This is a genomic window from Halomonas marinisediminis, from assembly GCF_004347715.1.
In the GTDB taxonomy this organism is placed as follows: Bacteria; Pseudomonadota; Gammaproteobacteria; order Pseudomonadales; family Halomonadaceae; genus Halomonas; species Halomonas icarae.
The window spans coordinates 12,187-27,096 of record NZ_SLTR01000014.1; the positions used below are offsets into that span (position 1 = coordinate 12,187).

19 protein-coding genes are annotated in these 14,910 nt (G+C 62.1%); 11 read left to right on the top strand and 8 right to left on the bottom strand.

Annotation, left to right across the window (positions count from 1 at the left end; genetic code table 11):
* Position 1 precedes the first annotated feature (1 nt).
* Together flgM and flgA are read right to left on the bottom strand one after the other, a co-directional pair.
* A complete protein-coding gene (gene flgM / locus E0702_RS10920) occupies positions 2-280 on the bottom strand; it encodes a flagellar biosynthesis anti-sigma factor FlgM (protein ID WP_205741921.1) in 279 nt (92 codons plus the stop codon).
* Positions 281-370: 90 nt separating this feature from the next.
* Positions 371-1,090: a flagellar basal body P-ring formation chaperone FlgA gene (flgA, locus tag E0702_RS10925; RefSeq protein WP_165927519.1), complete on the bottom strand. Its 720-nt coding sequence runs from the start codon at positions 1,088-1,090 to the stop codon at positions 371-373.
* A gap of 177 nt (positions 1,091-1,267) precedes the next feature.
* Here flgA and flgB point away from each other — a divergent pair, with 177 nt between their 5' ends.
* The 11 genes from flgB to flgL all read left to right on the top strand — a co-directional run bounded on the left by flgB (position 1,268) and on the right by flgL (position 11,131).
* The gene (gene flgB / locus E0702_RS10930) at positions 1,268-1,684 is read left to right on the top strand and encodes a flagellar basal body rod protein FlgB (RefSeq protein ID WP_132043758.1); all 417 of its coding nucleotides are present in this window, start codon (positions 1,268-1,270) and stop codon (positions 1,682-1,684) included.
* A 30-nt stretch (positions 1,685-1,714) separates the two neighbouring features.
* Positions 1,715-2,119: a flagellar basal body rod protein FlgC gene (flgC, locus tag E0702_RS10935; RefSeq protein ID WP_132043760.1), complete on the top strand. Its 405-nt coding sequence runs from the start codon at positions 1,715-1,717 to the stop codon at positions 2,117-2,119.
* Between the two features lie 2 nt (positions 2,120-2,121).
* A complete protein-coding gene (locus E0702_RS10940) occupies positions 2,122-2,805 on the top strand; it encodes a flagellar hook assembly protein FlgD (RefSeq protein ID WP_132043762.1) in 684 nt (227 codons plus the stop codon).
* Between the two features lie 11 nt (positions 2,806-2,816).
* Positions 2,817-4,031: a flagellar hook protein FlgE gene (gene flgE, locus E0702_RS10945; protein ID WP_132043764.1), complete on the top strand. Its 1,215-nt coding sequence runs from the start codon at positions 2,817-2,819 to the stop codon at positions 4,029-4,031.
* A 5-nt stretch (positions 4,032-4,036) separates the two neighbouring features.
* Positions 4,037-4,792, top strand: coding sequence for a flagellar basal body rod protein FlgF (locus E0702_RS10950; RefSeq protein ID WP_132043766.1), 756 nt, complete (start codon positions 4,037-4,039; stop codon positions 4,790-4,792).
* 31 nt (positions 4,793-4,823) lie between these two features.
* Positions 4,824-5,606 carry a flagellar basal-body rod protein FlgG gene (flgG, locus tag E0702_RS10955; protein WP_132043768.1) on the top strand — a complete coding sequence of 261 codons (783 nt, stop codon included), beginning with the start codon at positions 4,824-4,826 and terminating at the stop codon, positions 5,604-5,606.
* 22 nt (positions 5,607-5,628) lie between these two features.
* Positions 5,629-6,312 (top strand): flagellar basal body L-ring protein FlgH, encoded by a 684-nt coding sequence (locus E0702_RS10960; protein ID WP_132043897.1) that lies wholly within the window; start codon positions 5,629-5,631, stop codon positions 6,310-6,312.
* Positions 6,313-6,388: 76 nt separating this feature from the next.
* Positions 6,389-7,462, top strand: coding sequence for a flagellar basal body P-ring protein FlgI (locus tag E0702_RS10965; RefSeq protein ID WP_205741923.1), 1,074 nt, complete (start codon positions 6,389-6,391; stop codon positions 7,460-7,462).
* Positions 7,462-8,547 carry a flagellar assembly peptidoglycan hydrolase FlgJ gene (flgJ, locus tag E0702_RS10970; protein WP_132043773.1) on the top strand — a complete coding sequence of 362 codons (1,086 nt, stop codon included), beginning with the start codon at positions 7,462-7,464 and terminating at the stop codon, positions 8,545-8,547. The genes E0702_RS10965 and flgJ overlap by 1 nt, the downstream gene beginning before the upstream one ends.
* Positions 8,544-10,202, top strand: a complete 1,659-nt coding sequence (gene flgK, locus E0702_RS10975; protein WP_132043775.1) for a flagellar hook-associated protein FlgK — start codon at positions 8,544-8,546, stop codon at positions 10,200-10,202. The genes flgJ and flgK overlap by 4 nt, the downstream gene beginning before the upstream one ends.
* Before the next feature lie 20 nt (positions 10,203-10,222).
* Positions 10,223-11,131 (top strand): flagellar hook-associated protein FlgL, encoded by a 909-nt coding sequence (flgL, locus tag E0702_RS10980; RefSeq protein ID WP_439952328.1) that lies wholly within the window; start codon positions 10,223-10,225, stop codon positions 11,129-11,131.
* A gap of 84 nt (positions 11,132-11,215) precedes the next feature.
* Here flgL and fliR read toward each other — a convergent pair whose 3' ends face one another.
* Genes fliR through fliM form a run of 6 tightly spaced genes read right to left on the bottom strand, consistent with a single transcriptional unit; the run spans position 11,216 to position 14,909 of the window.
* A complete protein-coding gene (gene fliR / locus E0702_RS10985; RefSeq protein WP_132043777.1) occupies positions 11,216-12,001 on the bottom strand; it encodes a flagellar biosynthetic protein FliR in 786 nt (261 codons plus the stop codon).
* Positions 12,002-12,008: 7 nt separating this feature from the next.
* On the bottom strand, positions 12,009-12,278 hold the full coding sequence (fliQ, locus tag E0702_RS10990) for a flagellar biosynthesis protein FliQ (RefSeq protein WP_132043779.1): 270 nt from the start codon (positions 12,276-12,278) through the stop codon (positions 12,009-12,011).
* A 12-nt stretch (positions 12,279-12,290) separates the two neighbouring features.
* Positions 12,291-13,037: a flagellar type III secretion system pore protein FliP gene (gene fliP, locus E0702_RS10995; protein ID WP_165927520.1), complete on the bottom strand. Its 747-nt coding sequence runs from the start codon at positions 13,035-13,037 to the stop codon at positions 12,291-12,293.
* Positions 13,034-13,438, bottom strand: coding sequence for a flagellar biosynthetic protein FliO (fliO, locus tag E0702_RS11000; RefSeq protein WP_132043781.1), 405 nt, complete (start codon positions 13,436-13,438; stop codon positions 13,034-13,036). Before fliO ends, fliP begins: the two co-directional genes overlap by 4 nt.
* 5 nt (positions 13,439-13,443) lie before the next feature.
* Positions 13,444-13,902, bottom strand: a complete 459-nt coding sequence (gene fliN, locus E0702_RS11005) for a flagellar motor switch protein FliN (protein WP_132043783.1) — start codon at positions 13,900-13,902, stop codon at positions 13,444-13,446.
* Positions 13,899-14,909: a flagellar motor switch protein FliM gene (gene fliM, locus E0702_RS11010; protein WP_132043785.1), complete on the bottom strand. Its 1,011-nt coding sequence runs from the start codon at positions 14,907-14,909 to the stop codon at positions 13,899-13,901. The genes fliN and fliM overlap by 4 nt, the downstream gene beginning before the upstream one ends.
* Between the last annotated feature and the right edge of the window lies 1 nt (position 14,910).

Below are 14,910 nucleotides of genomic sequence, written 5' to 3' on the forward strand. Positions count from 1 at the left end.
TCTAGTCCTTCCTCGAAAGGATGTCCTGAACACTCGCCAGCAGCCCTTCTGCGATCCGGTCTGCGCGAACCTCCAGCTTGCCTTCGCTGATTGCCTGGCGGATTTCATCCACTCGCGCCTGATCCACATCTTGGCCCGCTGAAGCGCCGGACGCTGCCCCAAGGTGAGCTACCGCGGATGGAGTGGAGGAGCCGGGTCCTTGAGGCTGCTGGGCCACCGACCTGGAGGGCTTGGCGACCTCGACCGGGCGCTGCGGCAGCTGCGTGTTATCGATTTTCACCAGGAAGACCTCATGAATGCGTGCATGCCAGTTTTATCGGCACAGACACAGAGAACTTTAGCGCTGCGCCGCTGCCATTGCGAACCCGTATCATGGCAGCACCTCCAGATGAGACGCACCCACTACCCGGGCCTCGATCACCTCGCCTCCCCCCATTTGCACGCGCAGCCAATCACCTAGCCCACCGGCATCAAGGGCTACCCCTTCCCGCTCAACCCGGAAGGCCGCCCCTGTAGCACTGACCGTTACAGCCTGCCGCCGCTCAACCAGCGGCTCTTTCTCAAGGAAAGCGGACCTCAGCTGAGTGCCCGGCCTCAGGCTCCGCCTGGCCCGCATGGACTCGAGCTCAGCGGGGTCCTGAAGGATGCCATTGGGCAAGGCTGTTAGATCCCCGCGCTCCCACCTCAACTGACCCAAGGTCACTCGCTCGCCTGTCGCAATCGGCTCAGCAACCACCAGATAGTCAACGGGTAGTGCAACGTCAGCTCTCAGGTAGTGGGTCTCTCCTTGCTCCAGACAGCGAACTCCCACGACGACTCGCCCCCGCCGCATGTCTGCACTGGGGGGAAGAAAAAGCTCTGGTAGGGGGCAGCTGCCGGCATCCAGACCTTGGGCGGAAAGGCTCACTTCCGCCTGATAACCGAGCTCACGGGCTTCTTGCTTCAAGAAGTCGGCGATCTCGGCCTCAAGCGTGGTGTCGGCAACAGCGCTGAACGGCAAGAGAAACAGCCATAGTGCTGAACAGCATATCCTTGCCATCTGCCAGCCATGCCACCTGGCCGGCTTGGCGTATCGGCTATCGGCAGCCACGGACTCTCCCCTCATTGGTCGCTCATCTAGATTCTATGCGGGCAGGGCCGGGAGCAAGGCAGGAAATGGCACGCAAAAGCCCGCCTGTTTCCTGCTTTGTCCTGACTGCGGCCTGTCTATTCTGCAGGCTGTTCGTTTTCCCGGTGGACCACCCGCCGATGGTCGCGAGGGTCAATCATGATCGACAAGCTGGAAGGCGCGTTCAGTTTCCATCAAGCAGCGTTGGGGTTACGCCACCAGCGCCATGAGGTGTTGGCCAACAACATCGCCAATGCCGACACCCCCAACTTCAAGGCCAGGGACTTCGACTTTGCGGCCGAGCTGGCCAGGGCCGTCAAGACCAGCCCCAAGGGCAACTCGGGCTCCACTCTGACGCTCACATCCTCACGCCATATACCGGGGGGCGCGCCGCAGACACCTCTCCCTGATCTGCTGTACCACACGCCTGACCAACCGAGCCTGGATGGCAACACGGTGGAAATGGAGCGGGAGAGAGTGAAGTTCGCCGACAACGCCGTGCGCTATCAGGCCAGCCTGACGTTCCTCGAGAGCCGGATACGCGGCCTCAAGAACGCCATGCAGCCAGAGTCTTGACCCTCCTGAACCTCGAGTGAGGAAGTGCCCATGACAATGTTCTCCGCTTTTGACATTGCCGGCTCGGCCATGAGCGCCCAGTCCCAACGCATGAACGTGACCGCCAGTAACCTGGCCAATGCCGATAGCGTGGCTGGCCCCGATGGAGAAGCCTATCGCGCCAAGCAAGTGCTCTTCCAGGCGCGTCAGCAGCAAGGCGCTGCTGGAGGAGTAGAAGTCCAAGGCGTGATCGAGGACCCCTCTCCTATGCGCCTGGAATACCGACCTGAGCACCCGCTAGCCAATGAAGAAGGCTATGTGACGATGCCCAACGTCGACCCCGTGAATGAGATGGTCAACATGATTTCTGCCTCACGGTCCTATCAAGCCAACGTTGAGGTCATGAGCACCAGCAAGCAGTTGCTGATGAAGACACTGACCCTGATCGAGAGCTAATCATGTCCACAACGATCGACAGTGCCACCCTGGCAAGGGTCAGCAGCACCCCGACGACCCAGACCAAACAATCGGCTGAGTTGCGCGACAACTTCATGGAGTTGTTGATCACGCAGCTGAAGAACCAGGACCCTCTCAACCCCCTCGAGAATCACGAGATGACCTCTCAGCTCGCCCAGATCAATACCGTCAATGGTATTGAGGAGCTGAACGAGACCCTGAACGGGATCACGGGGCAAATCGAGGCCAACCGCACGCTTCAGGCTGCCAGCCTGATCGGCCAAGGCGTTCTCGTCCCAGGGGACCGGGTCCTTGTCGAGCAGGATGGGGAAGGGCAGAGCCATACAACGCCATTTGGCGTCATGCTGGATCAGCCTGCCAGCAACTTGCGCATCACTATCTCAGCCTCGGACAGCACCACCATCAACCAATACGACCTGGGGCCGGCCCAGGCCGGGGTGCAATCCTTCAGCTGGGATGGACGTACCCAGCAGGGCGAGCAGGCGGCTAGCGGTGCCTATCGCGTCCGCATCGAGTCCCTTCAGGGTCAAGAAGCCGTCTCAGTACCCACTCTGAACTATGCCCAGGTGGGTGGTGTAACTCCCACCCAGGACGGCAACGTCAAGCTCGACCTAGGCGCCATCTATGGCCAGGTCGATATCCAGGACATCAAGCAGATTCTTTGAGGATATGATCCATGAGCTTTTCTCAAGCACTCAGTGGGCTCAATGCCGCCTCCTCCAGCCTCGGTGTGCTGGGTAACAATATCGCCAACGCCCAGACCGTCGGCTTCAAGGGCAGCAACGCCCAGTTTGCCGACGTATTTGCCAATGCGCAGGTCGGCCTGGGCACACGTGTCTCCGATGTGGTCCAGGACTTCAGCGATGGAAACCTGGAAAGCACCGGCAGGACGCTAGACCTCGCCGTCAGTGGTCAGGGCTTCTTTCGTTTCATGCAGGACAACCAGGTCGTCTATTCACGCAACGGCCAGCTGGGACTGACGCCGGACGGCTACCTCACCAACAGCAGCGGCGCTCGCGTGATGGGCTACGGGCTGGATGACCCGACCGCGGTTTCCCCCAAGGTTCAACGTGGTGCACAGCCGGAGGTTCTGCAGGTTACCGCCGATGAGATGCCTGCCCAGGCCACCTCTCAGGTCGACATGACGCTGAACCTGGATGCTCGCAACGATGCGGCCAATCCCCCCAACCAGGTGACGCTCGCCAATGGAACACCGCTCGACTACCACTATTCGAACAACATGACGGTCTACGACTCTCTCGGCAATCCGAGGAGCATCACCGTGTATTACCAGAAGGGTGCGGATAACACCTGGACAGGCACTCCAGTTCTGGAGGGCGTGGCGGCCCCCGCGTTTAACCTGGCATTCGATACCAACGGCACCATGACCACGCCGGCTGCGGGGGGCATGCCGCAGGTTACCTTCGCGGGCGGTGGCGACGTCGATGATCTTCAGATCACCTTCAACCTGGGCGGCACCACCCAGTACGGTAACGAGTCCACGACCAGCGCACTTACTCAGAACGGCTTCACATCCGGTGCCCTCGTCGGGATCTCCATCGAGGAAGACGGCACCATCCTGCGCAACTATACCAACGAGCAGTCCCGGCCTGCCGGCCAGATTGCCCTGGCCAGTTTCCGCAATGAGGAGGGACTCCGCCCCTATGGGGACAACGCCTGGCTGGCCTCGACCGAGTCAGGTGGTGAGCTGCTCGGCTCCCCCACCAGCGGATCGCTGGGAAGCATCGCATCCGGCGTGGTGGAGACCTCGAATGTGGACATGGCCAAGCAGCTCGTGGAGATGATCGTCGCCCAGCGCGCCTACCAGGCGAACTCGCAGACCATTAAGACCCAGGACGAGCTCCTGCAAACCGCCATCAACCTTCGCTGAGTATCATGGACAAGATCCTCTATACCGCCATGAGCGGCGCTCGTCAGAGCATGGAGCAGCAGGCCGTGGTCAACCACAACCTGGCCAACGCCACTACGTCAGGTTTTAGAGCTCAGCTGCATGCCATGCGAGCGGTGCCAGTCCAGGGAGAGGCTCGTCTGGACACGCGTGCCTCTGTAGCCGCCGCCACTCCGGGCAGCGACATGAGCGCCGGGCCGATCAGCGCCACCGGGCGCCCTCTGGATGTCGCCCTCGAGGGGAACGCATGGATGGCAGTACAGGACGCACAGGGCAACGAAGCCTATACCCGGCGTGGCGATATCCAGATCGACGGTGACGGCATGCTCCACGTCGCAGGAAAGCCAGTGCTGGGTGATGACGGACCTATTCTCGTACCGCTGGAATCGCAGGTCTCCATTGGTGCTGATGGCACCATCAGCGCGATCGCGCCTGGGCAAACCTCAGATGCCATCGCCGAGGTAGGTCGGATCAAGCTCGTCACCACCGATGCCCAAGCTCTCGAGCGGGGTGATGACGGTCTCTTTCGCTCACGGGCCGGCGATGGCGGCGTGGCAGCGCTGCCGCGCAGTGAGACTGCCAAGCTTGCCACCGGCTCACTGGAGGGCAGCAACGTCAGCGCCGTCGAGTCGATGGTATCGATGATCGATATTGCACGCCGTTATGAGATGCAGATGAAGGTCATCAGCTCAGCCGATGAAAATGCTCAGCGGGCCAACAGCCTGCTTTCTCTGCAAGGCTAGACCTCCAGCCCTCAACAGCAGGAAGTGACTCATGATCAAATCGTTGTGGACCGCCAAGACGGGTCTGGAGGCACAGCAGCTCCAGATGGATGTCATCTCCAATAACCTGGCCAACGTTGGCACAAATGGCTTCAAGCGATCACGCGCGGTCTTCGAGGATCTGCTCTATCAGAACCTTCGCCAGCCCGGGGCGCAGAACGATATCCAGAACCGCCTGCCATCGGGGCTTCAGGTCGGCACAGGGGTAAGGCCTGTCGCCACCGAGCGCCTTCATACACAGGGCAACCTAGAGAACACCGAGAACTCGCGTGACCTGGCCATCAATGGCCAGGGGTTCTTCCAGGTGCTCATGCCCGATGGCGAGATAGCCTATACCCGCGATGGCAGCTTTCAGCTGGATTCCAACGGCCAGATGGTGACAGCCAACGGTTATCCGCTCGAGCCCGCCATATTTATTCCCGACAACGCATTGAGCATCTCGATCGGAGAGGATGGCATCGTCTCCGTGACGCAGCCGGGCGTCGCACAGGCCCTGGAAGTGGGGCAGATCACGCTGGCGAAGTTCGTCAACCCGACCGGACTGGAAAGCATCGGTGGCAACCTCTATAGGGAGACCGGCTCCAGTGGGCCAATGAACGAAGCCATTCCAGGCTTCAACGGCTCCGGAAGGCTCTTCCAAGGCTATGTCGAAACGTCGAACGTCAATGTTGTGGAAGAGATGGTCAGCATGATCCAGACCCAGCGCGCCTACGAGATCAACAGCCGCGCCGTGCAGACCAGCGACGAGATGCTGTCGCGCCTCACTCAGCTGTAACCTGAACATGCCAAGGCACGCCATGCATCCGCTGTGGAACCGCGTAATCCCTCTCCTGGTAGCCGTCATCCTGGGCCTTGCCATGACCGGCTGCGCCCAGATACCGCGCGCCTCCGTCGTGGGTGAGCAGGAGCAGATCAGCATTCCCGACCGTCCGGCGCCGATAGCCAATGGCTCCATCTATCAGGTACAGCGAGGCTATCATCCCCTGTTCGAGGACCGCCGGCCGCGAACGGTCGGCGACATCCTGACCATCGTGCTTGATGAAGAGGTGAGTGCCAGCAAGAACTCGCGCTCCAATGCCAATCGCAGTGGTAACGCAGCCCTCGACACCTCTCAGGCACCTGACGTGCTCGACATGCTGGCGGAGTATGGCTTCGACCTGTCGGGAGAAACGGGCTTCAACGGCGGCGGTGGCTCCCAGGCCAACAACTCCTTCACCGGTACGATCACGGTGTCCGTCGTCGAGGTCATGAACAATGGGAACCTTCGTGTCCGTGGCGAGAAGCAGATCGCCATCAACCAAGGCGTCGAGTTCATTCGGTTTTCAGGCGTCGTCAATCCGAGGGCGGTCACCGGTCAGAACACCGTGCCCTCCACCTCGGTTGCCGACGCACGCATCGAGTACGTCGGAGACGGCTATATCAACGAGGCACAGCACATGGGCTGGTTGCAGCGTTTCTTCCTGAACGTCTCACCGTTCTAGTCCTGCCGGAGTATCAAAGCCCATGCCAACCTTGCCACCTCCACTCGCCAGACCCTTCCTGCTATATTGCTTGCTGATGGCGTCATGGCTGATCGCGCTTCCTGCCCAGGCCGAGCGTCTCAAGGAGTTGGCGAGCTTTGCCGGTGTGCGTGACAACCAGCTGGTGGGATACGGTCTCGTGGTGGGGCTCGACGGTACCGGTGATCAGACCATGCAGGCACCCTTCACCGGGCAAAGCCTGACCAACATGCTGTCTCAGCTCGGGGTCACCATCCCTCCCGGCACCAACATGCAGCTACGCAACGTCGCCGCGGTGATGATCACCGCTGACCTGCCTCCATTCTCCCGCCCCGGTCAGCGACTCGACATCAATGTCTCCTCGATCGGCAATGCCAGAAGCCTGAGGGGCGGCACCCTGTTGATGACGCCCCTGAAAGGCGCCGATGGCGACACCTATGCACTCGCTCAGGGCAATGTCCTGGTCGCGGGCGCCTCTGCCCAGGCTGGTGGGAGCAGCGTACAGGTCAATCAGCAGGCTGGAGGACGCATCAGCGGGGGAGCCCTGGTGGAACGGGAGGTGCCGCTCGACCTGGGCGCCCGCGGAGGCTTACTGGAGCTGGAGCTGCATGATGCCGACTTTGGTACCGCGCAGCGGGTCGTCAGCGTCATCAACAACGAGTTCGGACGCCCCGTTGCCGCCGCACAGAATTCCCGGGTGATACGACTCGACGGCCCATCGGACCCCAACAGTCGCGTCAACTTCATGGCGCGTATCGAGAACCTCAATGTCACCCCGAGTGCCGCCCCGGCCAGGGTCGTACTCAACTCCAGGACCGGCTCCGTGGTGATGAACGGAGCCGTTACGCTGAGCCGTGCCGCGGTTGCCCATGGCAACCTCTCGATCGTCATCGATACCCAGTATCAGGTCAGTCAGCCCCAGGCATTCGGGGAGGGGAGCACGGTAGTGGTACCCGACAGCGAGGTCGCCATCCAGCAGCAGGATGCCTACCTGCGAGTTGTGGAAGGGGCCGACCTCAGCGAGGTGGTCAATGCCCTCAATGCGCTGGGCGCATCCCCCCAGGACCTGATGGCCATACTCGAGGCGCTCAAGGCCGCCGGTTCCCTGCGTGCCGAGCTGGAGATCATCTGATGAGCCTGCCGGACATCAGCAACCAGTTCGCCCTCGATATGCAGGGAATCCAGCGCCTCAAGCACAGCGCGGGCCGCAACCCCGACGCAGGCCTTCCCGAAGCTGCGCGACAGTTCGAAGCTCTGCTGGTGCACAGGATGCTGAAGAGCATGCGCGACGCCATTCCCGAGTCGGACCTGACGAACAGCTCCCAGACCCGCTTCTACACCGAGCTGTTCGACCAGCAACTGGCCCAGCACCTTTCCGGTCGTGGCATCGGCCTGGCCGACCAGCTGGTGCAGCAGCTCAGTCGTGGTGACAGCATGCCGCCAGCGAATAACGATGACCTGATCGCCGGCATTCCCCGTGGCAACCCTCTCCCGCTCACCCAGGCCGCCGAGCAGACGCCCGAGAACTTCCTCGATGCCGTGGCCACCCAGGTTAATGCGGGCGCCTCTCCTGACAGAGATACTCCGGCACTTGCCAAGGAGTCACCGGCGGTCAGCAAGCCCCCCGAGACCGAGCTGCCACAGCATAAGCAGGGCTTCATCGATACGCTTGCTGCCCCCGCCCGGCACGCGAGCCGTGCCACCGGCATTCCGGCCGAACTGATTCTGGCCCAGGCGGCGCTGGAAACCGGTTGGGGCCGCCACGGCATCCCGCGGCAGGATGGCGGGAACAGCCATAACCTGTTCGGCATCAAGGCAGGCCGACATTGGCAAGGGGCCACCACGGATGTCGTGACGCACGAGTTTATCGATGGCCGAAAGACCCGGCTGGTCGATACCTTCCGCGTGTATGAGAGCTACGAGCATGCCTTCACCGACTATGCCCGGCTGATCAGCGATAACCCTCGCTACGCCAGCGTCCTGGCAGCCGACAGCCCGGCACAGGCCGCGCGTGCCCTACAGCGGAGTGGTTATGCGACCGATCCGGCCTATGCCGACAAGCTGATCAGCGTGATGGCCTCACTGGGCCCCATCGAGGAGACGCCATCGCGGCTGGCGATGGCGGAACGCCTGTTCGGTTCAAGCCCTGCTAGCCCTAAAGATCCTGCCTTTGCGGCCGATAAGGAAGGCATTACGCGCGAGGATGTAGACGCATGAGCCTCTTTAGCACCGGTATCAGCGGGCTGACCGTCGCCCGCCAGGCGCTGGATACCACTGGCAACAATATCAGCAACGCCTATACCCCCGGCTTTCATCGTGAAACGGCGAAGCTGGCCGAGGGCCAGGGTGACGGTGGCGTGCGCCTGCAGGAGGTGGAGCGCCAGTTCAACCGCTACGTATCGGCTCAGCACAATGACTCGGTAAGTGCACTGAGCGGGCTGGAAATATATCAGAGCCAGATCACCCAGCTGGACAACCTCCTGGGAGACCTGGAGAGCGGCCTGTCCCCGCTGATGCAGAATTTCTACTCCGCCCTTGAGGATCTCAGCGGCGCACCCTCCGATCCTGCGGCACGTCAGGGTGTCATCGGCAACGCCACCACCCTGAGCGGGCAGTTCCAGGCCTTCGGCAACTACCTGGAAGAGATGCAGTCTGGCATCGAAGGCATGATTCGTGACGAGGTCAGTCAGATCAACACGACAGCCGACAAGCTGGCGACGCTGAATCGCGAGATATCCCTGGCACGAGCCAGTGCCGGCTCGGCACCCAACAGTCTGCTCAACCAGCGTGATCAGGCCGTCGCCGAGCTCAGCGAGCATCTGAACGTCACGCTGCAGATCCAGGACGGCAAGAGCTACAACGTTTACCTGCCCACCGGCCAGGCGTTGGTGTCGGGCACCCAGGTCTACAAGCTGGATGTGATGAACTCGGCCAGCGACCCCCAGCGACTCGTCGTGGGTTATCAGGAGTCTCGCGACAACCTGGCAGAGGTCAATGAGCAGCGCCTGTCGGACGGTAGCCTGGGTGGGCTGCTCGCCTTCCGCCGCGACACGCTCGACCGAGCACAGAACCAGATCGGCCAGATGGCCGTCGCCCTGGGTGAGAGCTTCAACGCACAGCATCGCAGCGGCATCGATCTGAACGGGAACCAGGGCGGTGACATGTTCACACTCGGGAGCCCCCTGGCCTACGCCCACGAGCGCAATGTCGGCTCTGCCGCGCCTAGCGTGACGCTGGGCGAGTTTCACCTGGATCAGGAAGACAAGCCTCTCGATGACCTCAGCCGGCTGACAACCTCCGACTACGAAATTCGCGTCGTCGATGGAGAGCCTGCTATCCAGCGTCTGGATAGCGGCAAGTCGCTCGCGGATGAGGAGTACCTTTACGACGAGACAGCCGGCACCCTGACCTTCGACGGCATGACCGTCACCTTCAACGGCACCCTGGCAGAAGGTGACCGCTTCCTGGTGCAACCCACCAAGCAGGCCGCCCTGGGAATGACCAACCAGATCCAGGATACCCGGCAGATTGCCGCTGCTCAGGAAGGTGGGCTGAGTGGCGACAACCGCAATGCACTGGCACTCCAGCAGCTCCAGTTCGAGCCGCTGGTGGGTAATGAAGCCACCATCAGCCAGAGCTACGCCGCCATGGTGAGCGATGTCGGCAATCAGTCCCATGTGATCGAGGTCAACGCCAAGTCCCAGCAAGCCATGACCCAGCAGCTGCGCGCCATGCAGCAGGCCGAGTCGGGCGTCAACCTGGATGAGGAAGCCGCCAACCTGATCCGTTATCAGCAGTTCTACCAGGCCAACGCCAAGGTGATCGAGACCGGGACCACCATCTTCGACACCCTGCTCAGCCTGCGCACCTGATCACGAATGGAGAGACCATCATGATGCGTGTCAGCAGCGTGGCCATGTTCGAGCAGAACGTCGCCAACCTGAATCGCCAGCAAAGCGAATTCCTCAAGGTGGGGGATCAGTTCGCCACCGGGCGACGGGTCGTCCGACCCTCGGATGACCCTCAGGCGGCATCTCGCGCCGTGGGTGTTTCCCAGTCCATGGCCGTGAACGAGCAGTTCAGCGATGCCCGGATCAGTGTCCGCAACAGCCTGGGGCAGACCGAGGGAGCGCTGGAAAGCATGACCAACGCCATGGTCCGTGCCCGCACCCTGGCCGTTCAGGCGGCCAGTGACACCCTGAGTCCCGCGGATCGCGCCTCCCTGACCAGTGAGCTGAACGGCATCCTGGAAACCATGCTGGGGCAGGCCAACGCCACCGACGGTAACGGCAGCTACCTGTTTGGTGGCTACCGTGACGACGCGCCGCCTTTTGTCCGCGATGCCGCCGGCACCATCGTCTATCAGGGAGACGAGCGCGTTCGGGAACAGCGCGTCGACAGCTCGCGTCACATGCAGATCGGCGAAGCGGGCGACGCGCTGTTCGGCCAGTTGTTCGACACCATGCAGGGGTTCATCACCGCCATGGAGGCACCGCGTGATACGCCTGCAGAGCGCGATGCGGCGCGTGGCGCCATCGATGCCACGCTACGCGATCTCGACACCAGCCTGGATACGTTGCTGACCCGCAGGGCCTCGGTAGGCGCTCGCCTCAATGAGCTCGACTCCCTGGATACCATCGGCGGCAACCGCACCTTGAACTATGAGCGCACCATGTCGGACCTGGTCGACCTTGATTACGTCGAGGCTGCCGCCGAGTACAGCCTCCGGCAGGTAGGGCTACAGGCCGCCCAGCGCTCCTTTGTCGATATACAGAAGATGTCGCTCTTCAACCACATGTGATGTTCATCGTTCTGGTCCTCCCTGTGACCGCTTGGGCGCCCTGGTGGCGCCTTTTTTTCGCATCGCGATCATACGTTGCATGGCTCAGCCGGCCAGAGCCATCAGCAGCTGCTCCAGGGTGGCGATACCCTGGCTGAAGATCCGCTGCAGGAAGGCACCCAGATCGGTCATCAGCACGGTCAACAGCAGCAGCCCCACCGTCAGTGACGTCGGGAAGCCGATATTGAAGACGGTAAGCTGAGGGGCGGAGCGATTCAGCACTCCCAGCGAAAGGCTGATGATCAGCAGGGCACCTACAACCGGCAACGCGAGCAGCATGCCGGCGACAAAGATCGTCCCGCCGTAACGCACCAGAAGCTCGAAACCGTCGGGGTTCAACCCATAGGTGCCGACCGGCAGCACCTGAAAACTCATGGCCAGGACCTCGAGCACCATCAGGTGGCCATTGAACGCCAGGAACATGAGCAGCGTCAGCATGTACAGGAAGCGGGACAGCACCATGGTTTGAGTGCCGGTATCCGGCGAGAAGAAGGTGGCGAACGCCAGCCCCATGGAGAGCCCGATGAACTCCCCCGCCGCCTGAACAACCACCAGGGTAACGCGTACCACCAGCCCCATGGCCACACCGATCATCAGCTGCTCGACCATGATCCCCAGGCCGGCCCAGGAGACGATAGGCACCTCTGGCATGGGGGGAAGGGTGGGCACGATGACCACGGCCAGCAGGAGGGCAAACAGCACCTTCACCTGATTCGGCACACTGGAGTGGCCCCATAGCGGACCGGCCAGCAGCAGACCGGTGACCCGCACCATCGGCCACAGCAAGGCCGCCAGCCAGCCGTGCAGCTGGGCGAAGCTTACCTCCACCATGGCGCGCTCACATGATCATCGCCGGGAATCCGGTGAATATCTCTCGGGTAAAGTCCAGGATGCGCTTCAGGAGCCAGGGCCCCGTCAGGACCAGCACGGCGAAGACGGCCAGGATCTTGGGGATGAAGGAGAGTGTCATCTCGTTGATCTGGGTGGCCGCCTGAAACAGGCTGACCAGCAACCCCGAGCCCAGGGCGACCAGCAGCAGGGGACCCGCCAGCCACAGGGAGACCTGCATTCCCTGATACGCCAAGCCCATTACCATTTCCGGCGTCATGGCCACCTCCCGCTATACATAGAAACTCTCGGCCATCGAGCCGATGATCAGCTGCCAGCCATCGACCAGCACGAACAGCATCAGCTTGAACGGCAGGGAAATCGTCGCCGGAGGCACCATCATCATGCCCAAGGCCATCAGGACGCTCGCCACGACCAGGTCGATGATCAGGAACGGGATGAAGAGCATGAAGCCGATCTGGAACGCCGTCTTGAGCTCACTGGTAACGAACGCCGGCAACAGCACTCGGAAGGGTACGTCCTCGGGCCCCTGAAAAGGCCCCACATCAGCCAGACCGGCAAACATGGCAAGATCCGGTTCACGCGTCTGGGCCAGCATGAACTCACGGAACGGCTGGCTGGCGATCGGCAGAAACTCGCTGAAATCGATCTCGTCGGCACTCAAGGGTAGCCAGGCCATTTCGTAGACCTGCCCCAGGACCGGCGCCATGATGAAGAAGGTCAGGAACAGCGCCAATCCCAGGAGCACCTGATTCGGTGGGGTCGATTGGGTCCCGATGGCCGTCCTCAGCAGGCTCAGCACGATGATGATACGAGTGAAGCTGGTCATCATCAGCACGACCGCCGGCAGGAAGGTCAAGGAGGTCAGGAAGAGCAGCGTCTGCAAGGAGAGCGACCACTGCTGGCCACCGCCCTCCAGCGGCCGCGAAACCAACCCGGGAATCTCCTGGGCCAGCGCCGGCGATACCATCAGCACAGCAAGAAAGAGCCCCAGAAGCAGTCGACGGGAGACCCTCATCGTCGACTCCCGGACGCCTGTCGGCCCAAGGCACTCGCCAGGCGCTTGGCAAACCCCGACGGCTCGGGCGCAGAGACGCCCGAGTCATCGGCGGGAGGCGGCGAAGGAAGCGACTCGAGATGCGACACCCGGCCGTTGCCGACCCCCAGCACCAACCAGCGATCCTGCACTTCCACCACCACCACGCGTTCGCGACTTCCCACCGAGGTCGCCGCCACCACCTTGACCGCCCCCTGCCCATGTCGGCTGGCACCCAGTCGCACTAGCACCAGGCGACAAAGAAAGATGATGGCCACCACCACCGCCAACGCCATGGCAACCTTGCCCAGCGCCGCCATGCCCATCAGCGCATCGCCGCCGGTAAAGGCGGCGTTGGATGCAGGCTCCTCCACAGACGCCATGGCCGTCACCGGTTCAGCTTCTGTACACGTTCCGAGGGCGTGATGATCTCGGTGATACGAATCCCGTATCGGTCATCCACCACCACGACCTCGCCCTGAGCGATCAGGTAGTCGTTGATCAGGATATCCATCGGCTCGCCAGCCAGGCCATCGAGCTCGATCACGGAGCCCTGTGCCAGTTCCAGCAGCTGCTTGATGGTGATCCGGGTACGGCCCAGCTCCACCGTCAGCCTGACCGGGATATCCATGATCATGTCCAGATCACGAACGGCCCCCTTGCCGGTATCACGCTGCAGGGGGCGGAACACCTGCCCACCGGCGCTGCGAGCGCTGACCACGTCCTCCTCGGCTACCGCGTCTTCCCAGGGATCAGGCGCCGGAGCATCGGTGGCCTGGTCGTCATCGGGCAACGGTTGGGATTCCTGCTCATCCGCTGACTGCTCAGCATCGCGTCGATCTGTCATGAAGATTCCTCGCTCTTGCCATCGGCATCATGATCCAGCAGCCGCAGGACCCTGAGCGCACGTTGTTCATCGAGACTGCCGTAGTCGCACTCCATCACCGGCACCCCATCCACACGCGCCATCACGGTGTCGGGCAGCTCCAGCGGCAGAACGTCACCGACCTTGAGTGACAGCACCTCGTCCAGGCGCAGCGGCAACGAGGCGAAGTCCGCTACCAGCTCGACCTCGGGACGATGCAGTTCTCTCGCCAGCCGCTGCGACCAGCTCTTGTCACTTTCGCCCCGCGAGTCGGCCATGGGATTGGTCAGCAGGTCATGCAGTGGCTCCAGCATCGAGTAGGGCATCACGATCTGGAAGTTGCTCGACAGGTTCCCCACCTCCATATGGAAGGTATTGGCCACCACCACCTCGGTGGGCGAGGTGGTGATGCTGGCAAACTTGACCTGCACCTCCGAGCGCAGGTATCCCACCTCGATGGGGTACACGGCTTGCCAGGCTTCGCGATAGGCCTCCATCGCCAGCTTCAGCAGCCGCTGGATGATGCGCTGCTCGGTCGTGGTGAACTCGCGCCCATCGGTCCGTGACAGGAAGCGACCATCCCCGCCGAACATGTTCTCGACCACCATGTACACCAGCTCAGGTGGGAACATGATCAGCCCGGTACCCCGCAGCGGCTGCATGGAGATCAGGTTGATATTGGTGGGCACCTGAACCTGGCTGGAAAACTCGCCATAGCTCAGGTAGCGCGCCGAATCCACCACCCCGATATCGGCGGTCCGCCGAATCAGGTTGAACAGACTCATGCGGAAGTTGCGCGCAAACCGCTCGTTGATGATGTCCAGCGCATGGAGGCGCTCGCGGATGACCCGGTGCTGCGTCGCCGGGTCATAGGGACGAATGCGACTCCGCGGCCGACGCGGCGGTACCGGCGAACTGACGCGCTGCTCCACTACATCGCGCAGCAGAGCATCGATTTCTTCCTGTGACAGCAGATCGTCTTCGGCCATG

Coding starts and splice junctions, on each gene's coding strand:
- fliQ (WP_132043779.1), bottom strand. CDS start 12,278: ATGACGCCGGAAATGGTAATGGGCTTGGCGTATCAGGGAATGCAGGTC.
- flgE (WP_132043764.1), top strand. CDS start 2,817: ATGAGCTTTTCTCAAGCACTCAGTGGGCTCAATGCCGCCTCCTCCAGC.
- flgK (WP_132043775.1), top strand. CDS start 8,544: ATGAGCCTCTTTAGCACCGGTATCAGCGGGCTGACCGTCGCCCGCCAG.
- flgJ (WP_132043773.1), top strand. CDS start 7,462: ATGAGCCTGCCGGACATCAGCAACCAGTTCGCCCTCGATATGCAGGGA.
- flgL (WP_439952328.1), top strand. CDS start 10,223: ATGATGCGTGTCAGCAGCGTGGCCATGTTCGAGCAGAACGTCGCCAAC.
- fliN (WP_132043783.1), bottom strand. CDS start 13,902: ATGACAGATCGACGCGATGCTGAGCAGTCAGCGGATGAGCAGGAATCC.
- E0702_RS10960 (WP_132043897.1), top strand. CDS start 5,629: ATGCATCCGCTGTGGAACCGCGTAATCCCTCTCCTGGTAGCCGTCATC.
- E0702_RS10965 (WP_205741923.1), top strand. CDS start 6,389: ATGGCGTCATGGCTGATCGCGCTTCCTGCCCAGGCCGAGCGTCTCAAG.
- E0702_RS10950 (WP_132043766.1), top strand. CDS start 4,037: ATGGACAAGATCCTCTATACCGCCATGAGCGGCGCTCGTCAGAGCATG.
- flgC (WP_132043760.1), top strand. CDS start 1,715: ATGACAATGTTCTCCGCTTTTGACATTGCCGGCTCGGCCATGAGCGCC.
- fliM (WP_132043785.1), bottom strand. CDS start 14,909: ATGGCCGAAGACGATCTGCTGTCACAGGAAGAAATCGATGCTCTGCTG.
- E0702_RS10940 (WP_132043762.1), top strand. CDS start 2,122: ATGTCCACAACGATCGACAGTGCCACCCTGGCAAGGGTCAGCAGCACC.
- flgG (WP_132043768.1), top strand. CDS start 4,824: ATGATCAAATCGTTGTGGACCGCCAAGACGGGTCTGGAGGCACAGCAG.
- fliR (WP_132043777.1), bottom strand. CDS start 12,001: ATGGTGGAGGTAAGCTTCGCCCAGCTGCACGGCTGGCTGGCGGCCTTG.
- fliO (WP_132043781.1), bottom strand. CDS start 13,438: ATGGCGTCTGTGGAGGAGCCTGCATCCAACGCCGCCTTTACCGGCGGC.
- flgB (WP_132043758.1), top strand. CDS start 1,268: ATGATCGACAAGCTGGAAGGCGCGTTCAGTTTCCATCAAGCAGCGTTG.
- fliP (WP_165927520.1), bottom strand. CDS start 13,037: ATGAGGGTCTCCCGTCGACTGCTTCTGGGGCTCTTTCTTGCTGTGCTG.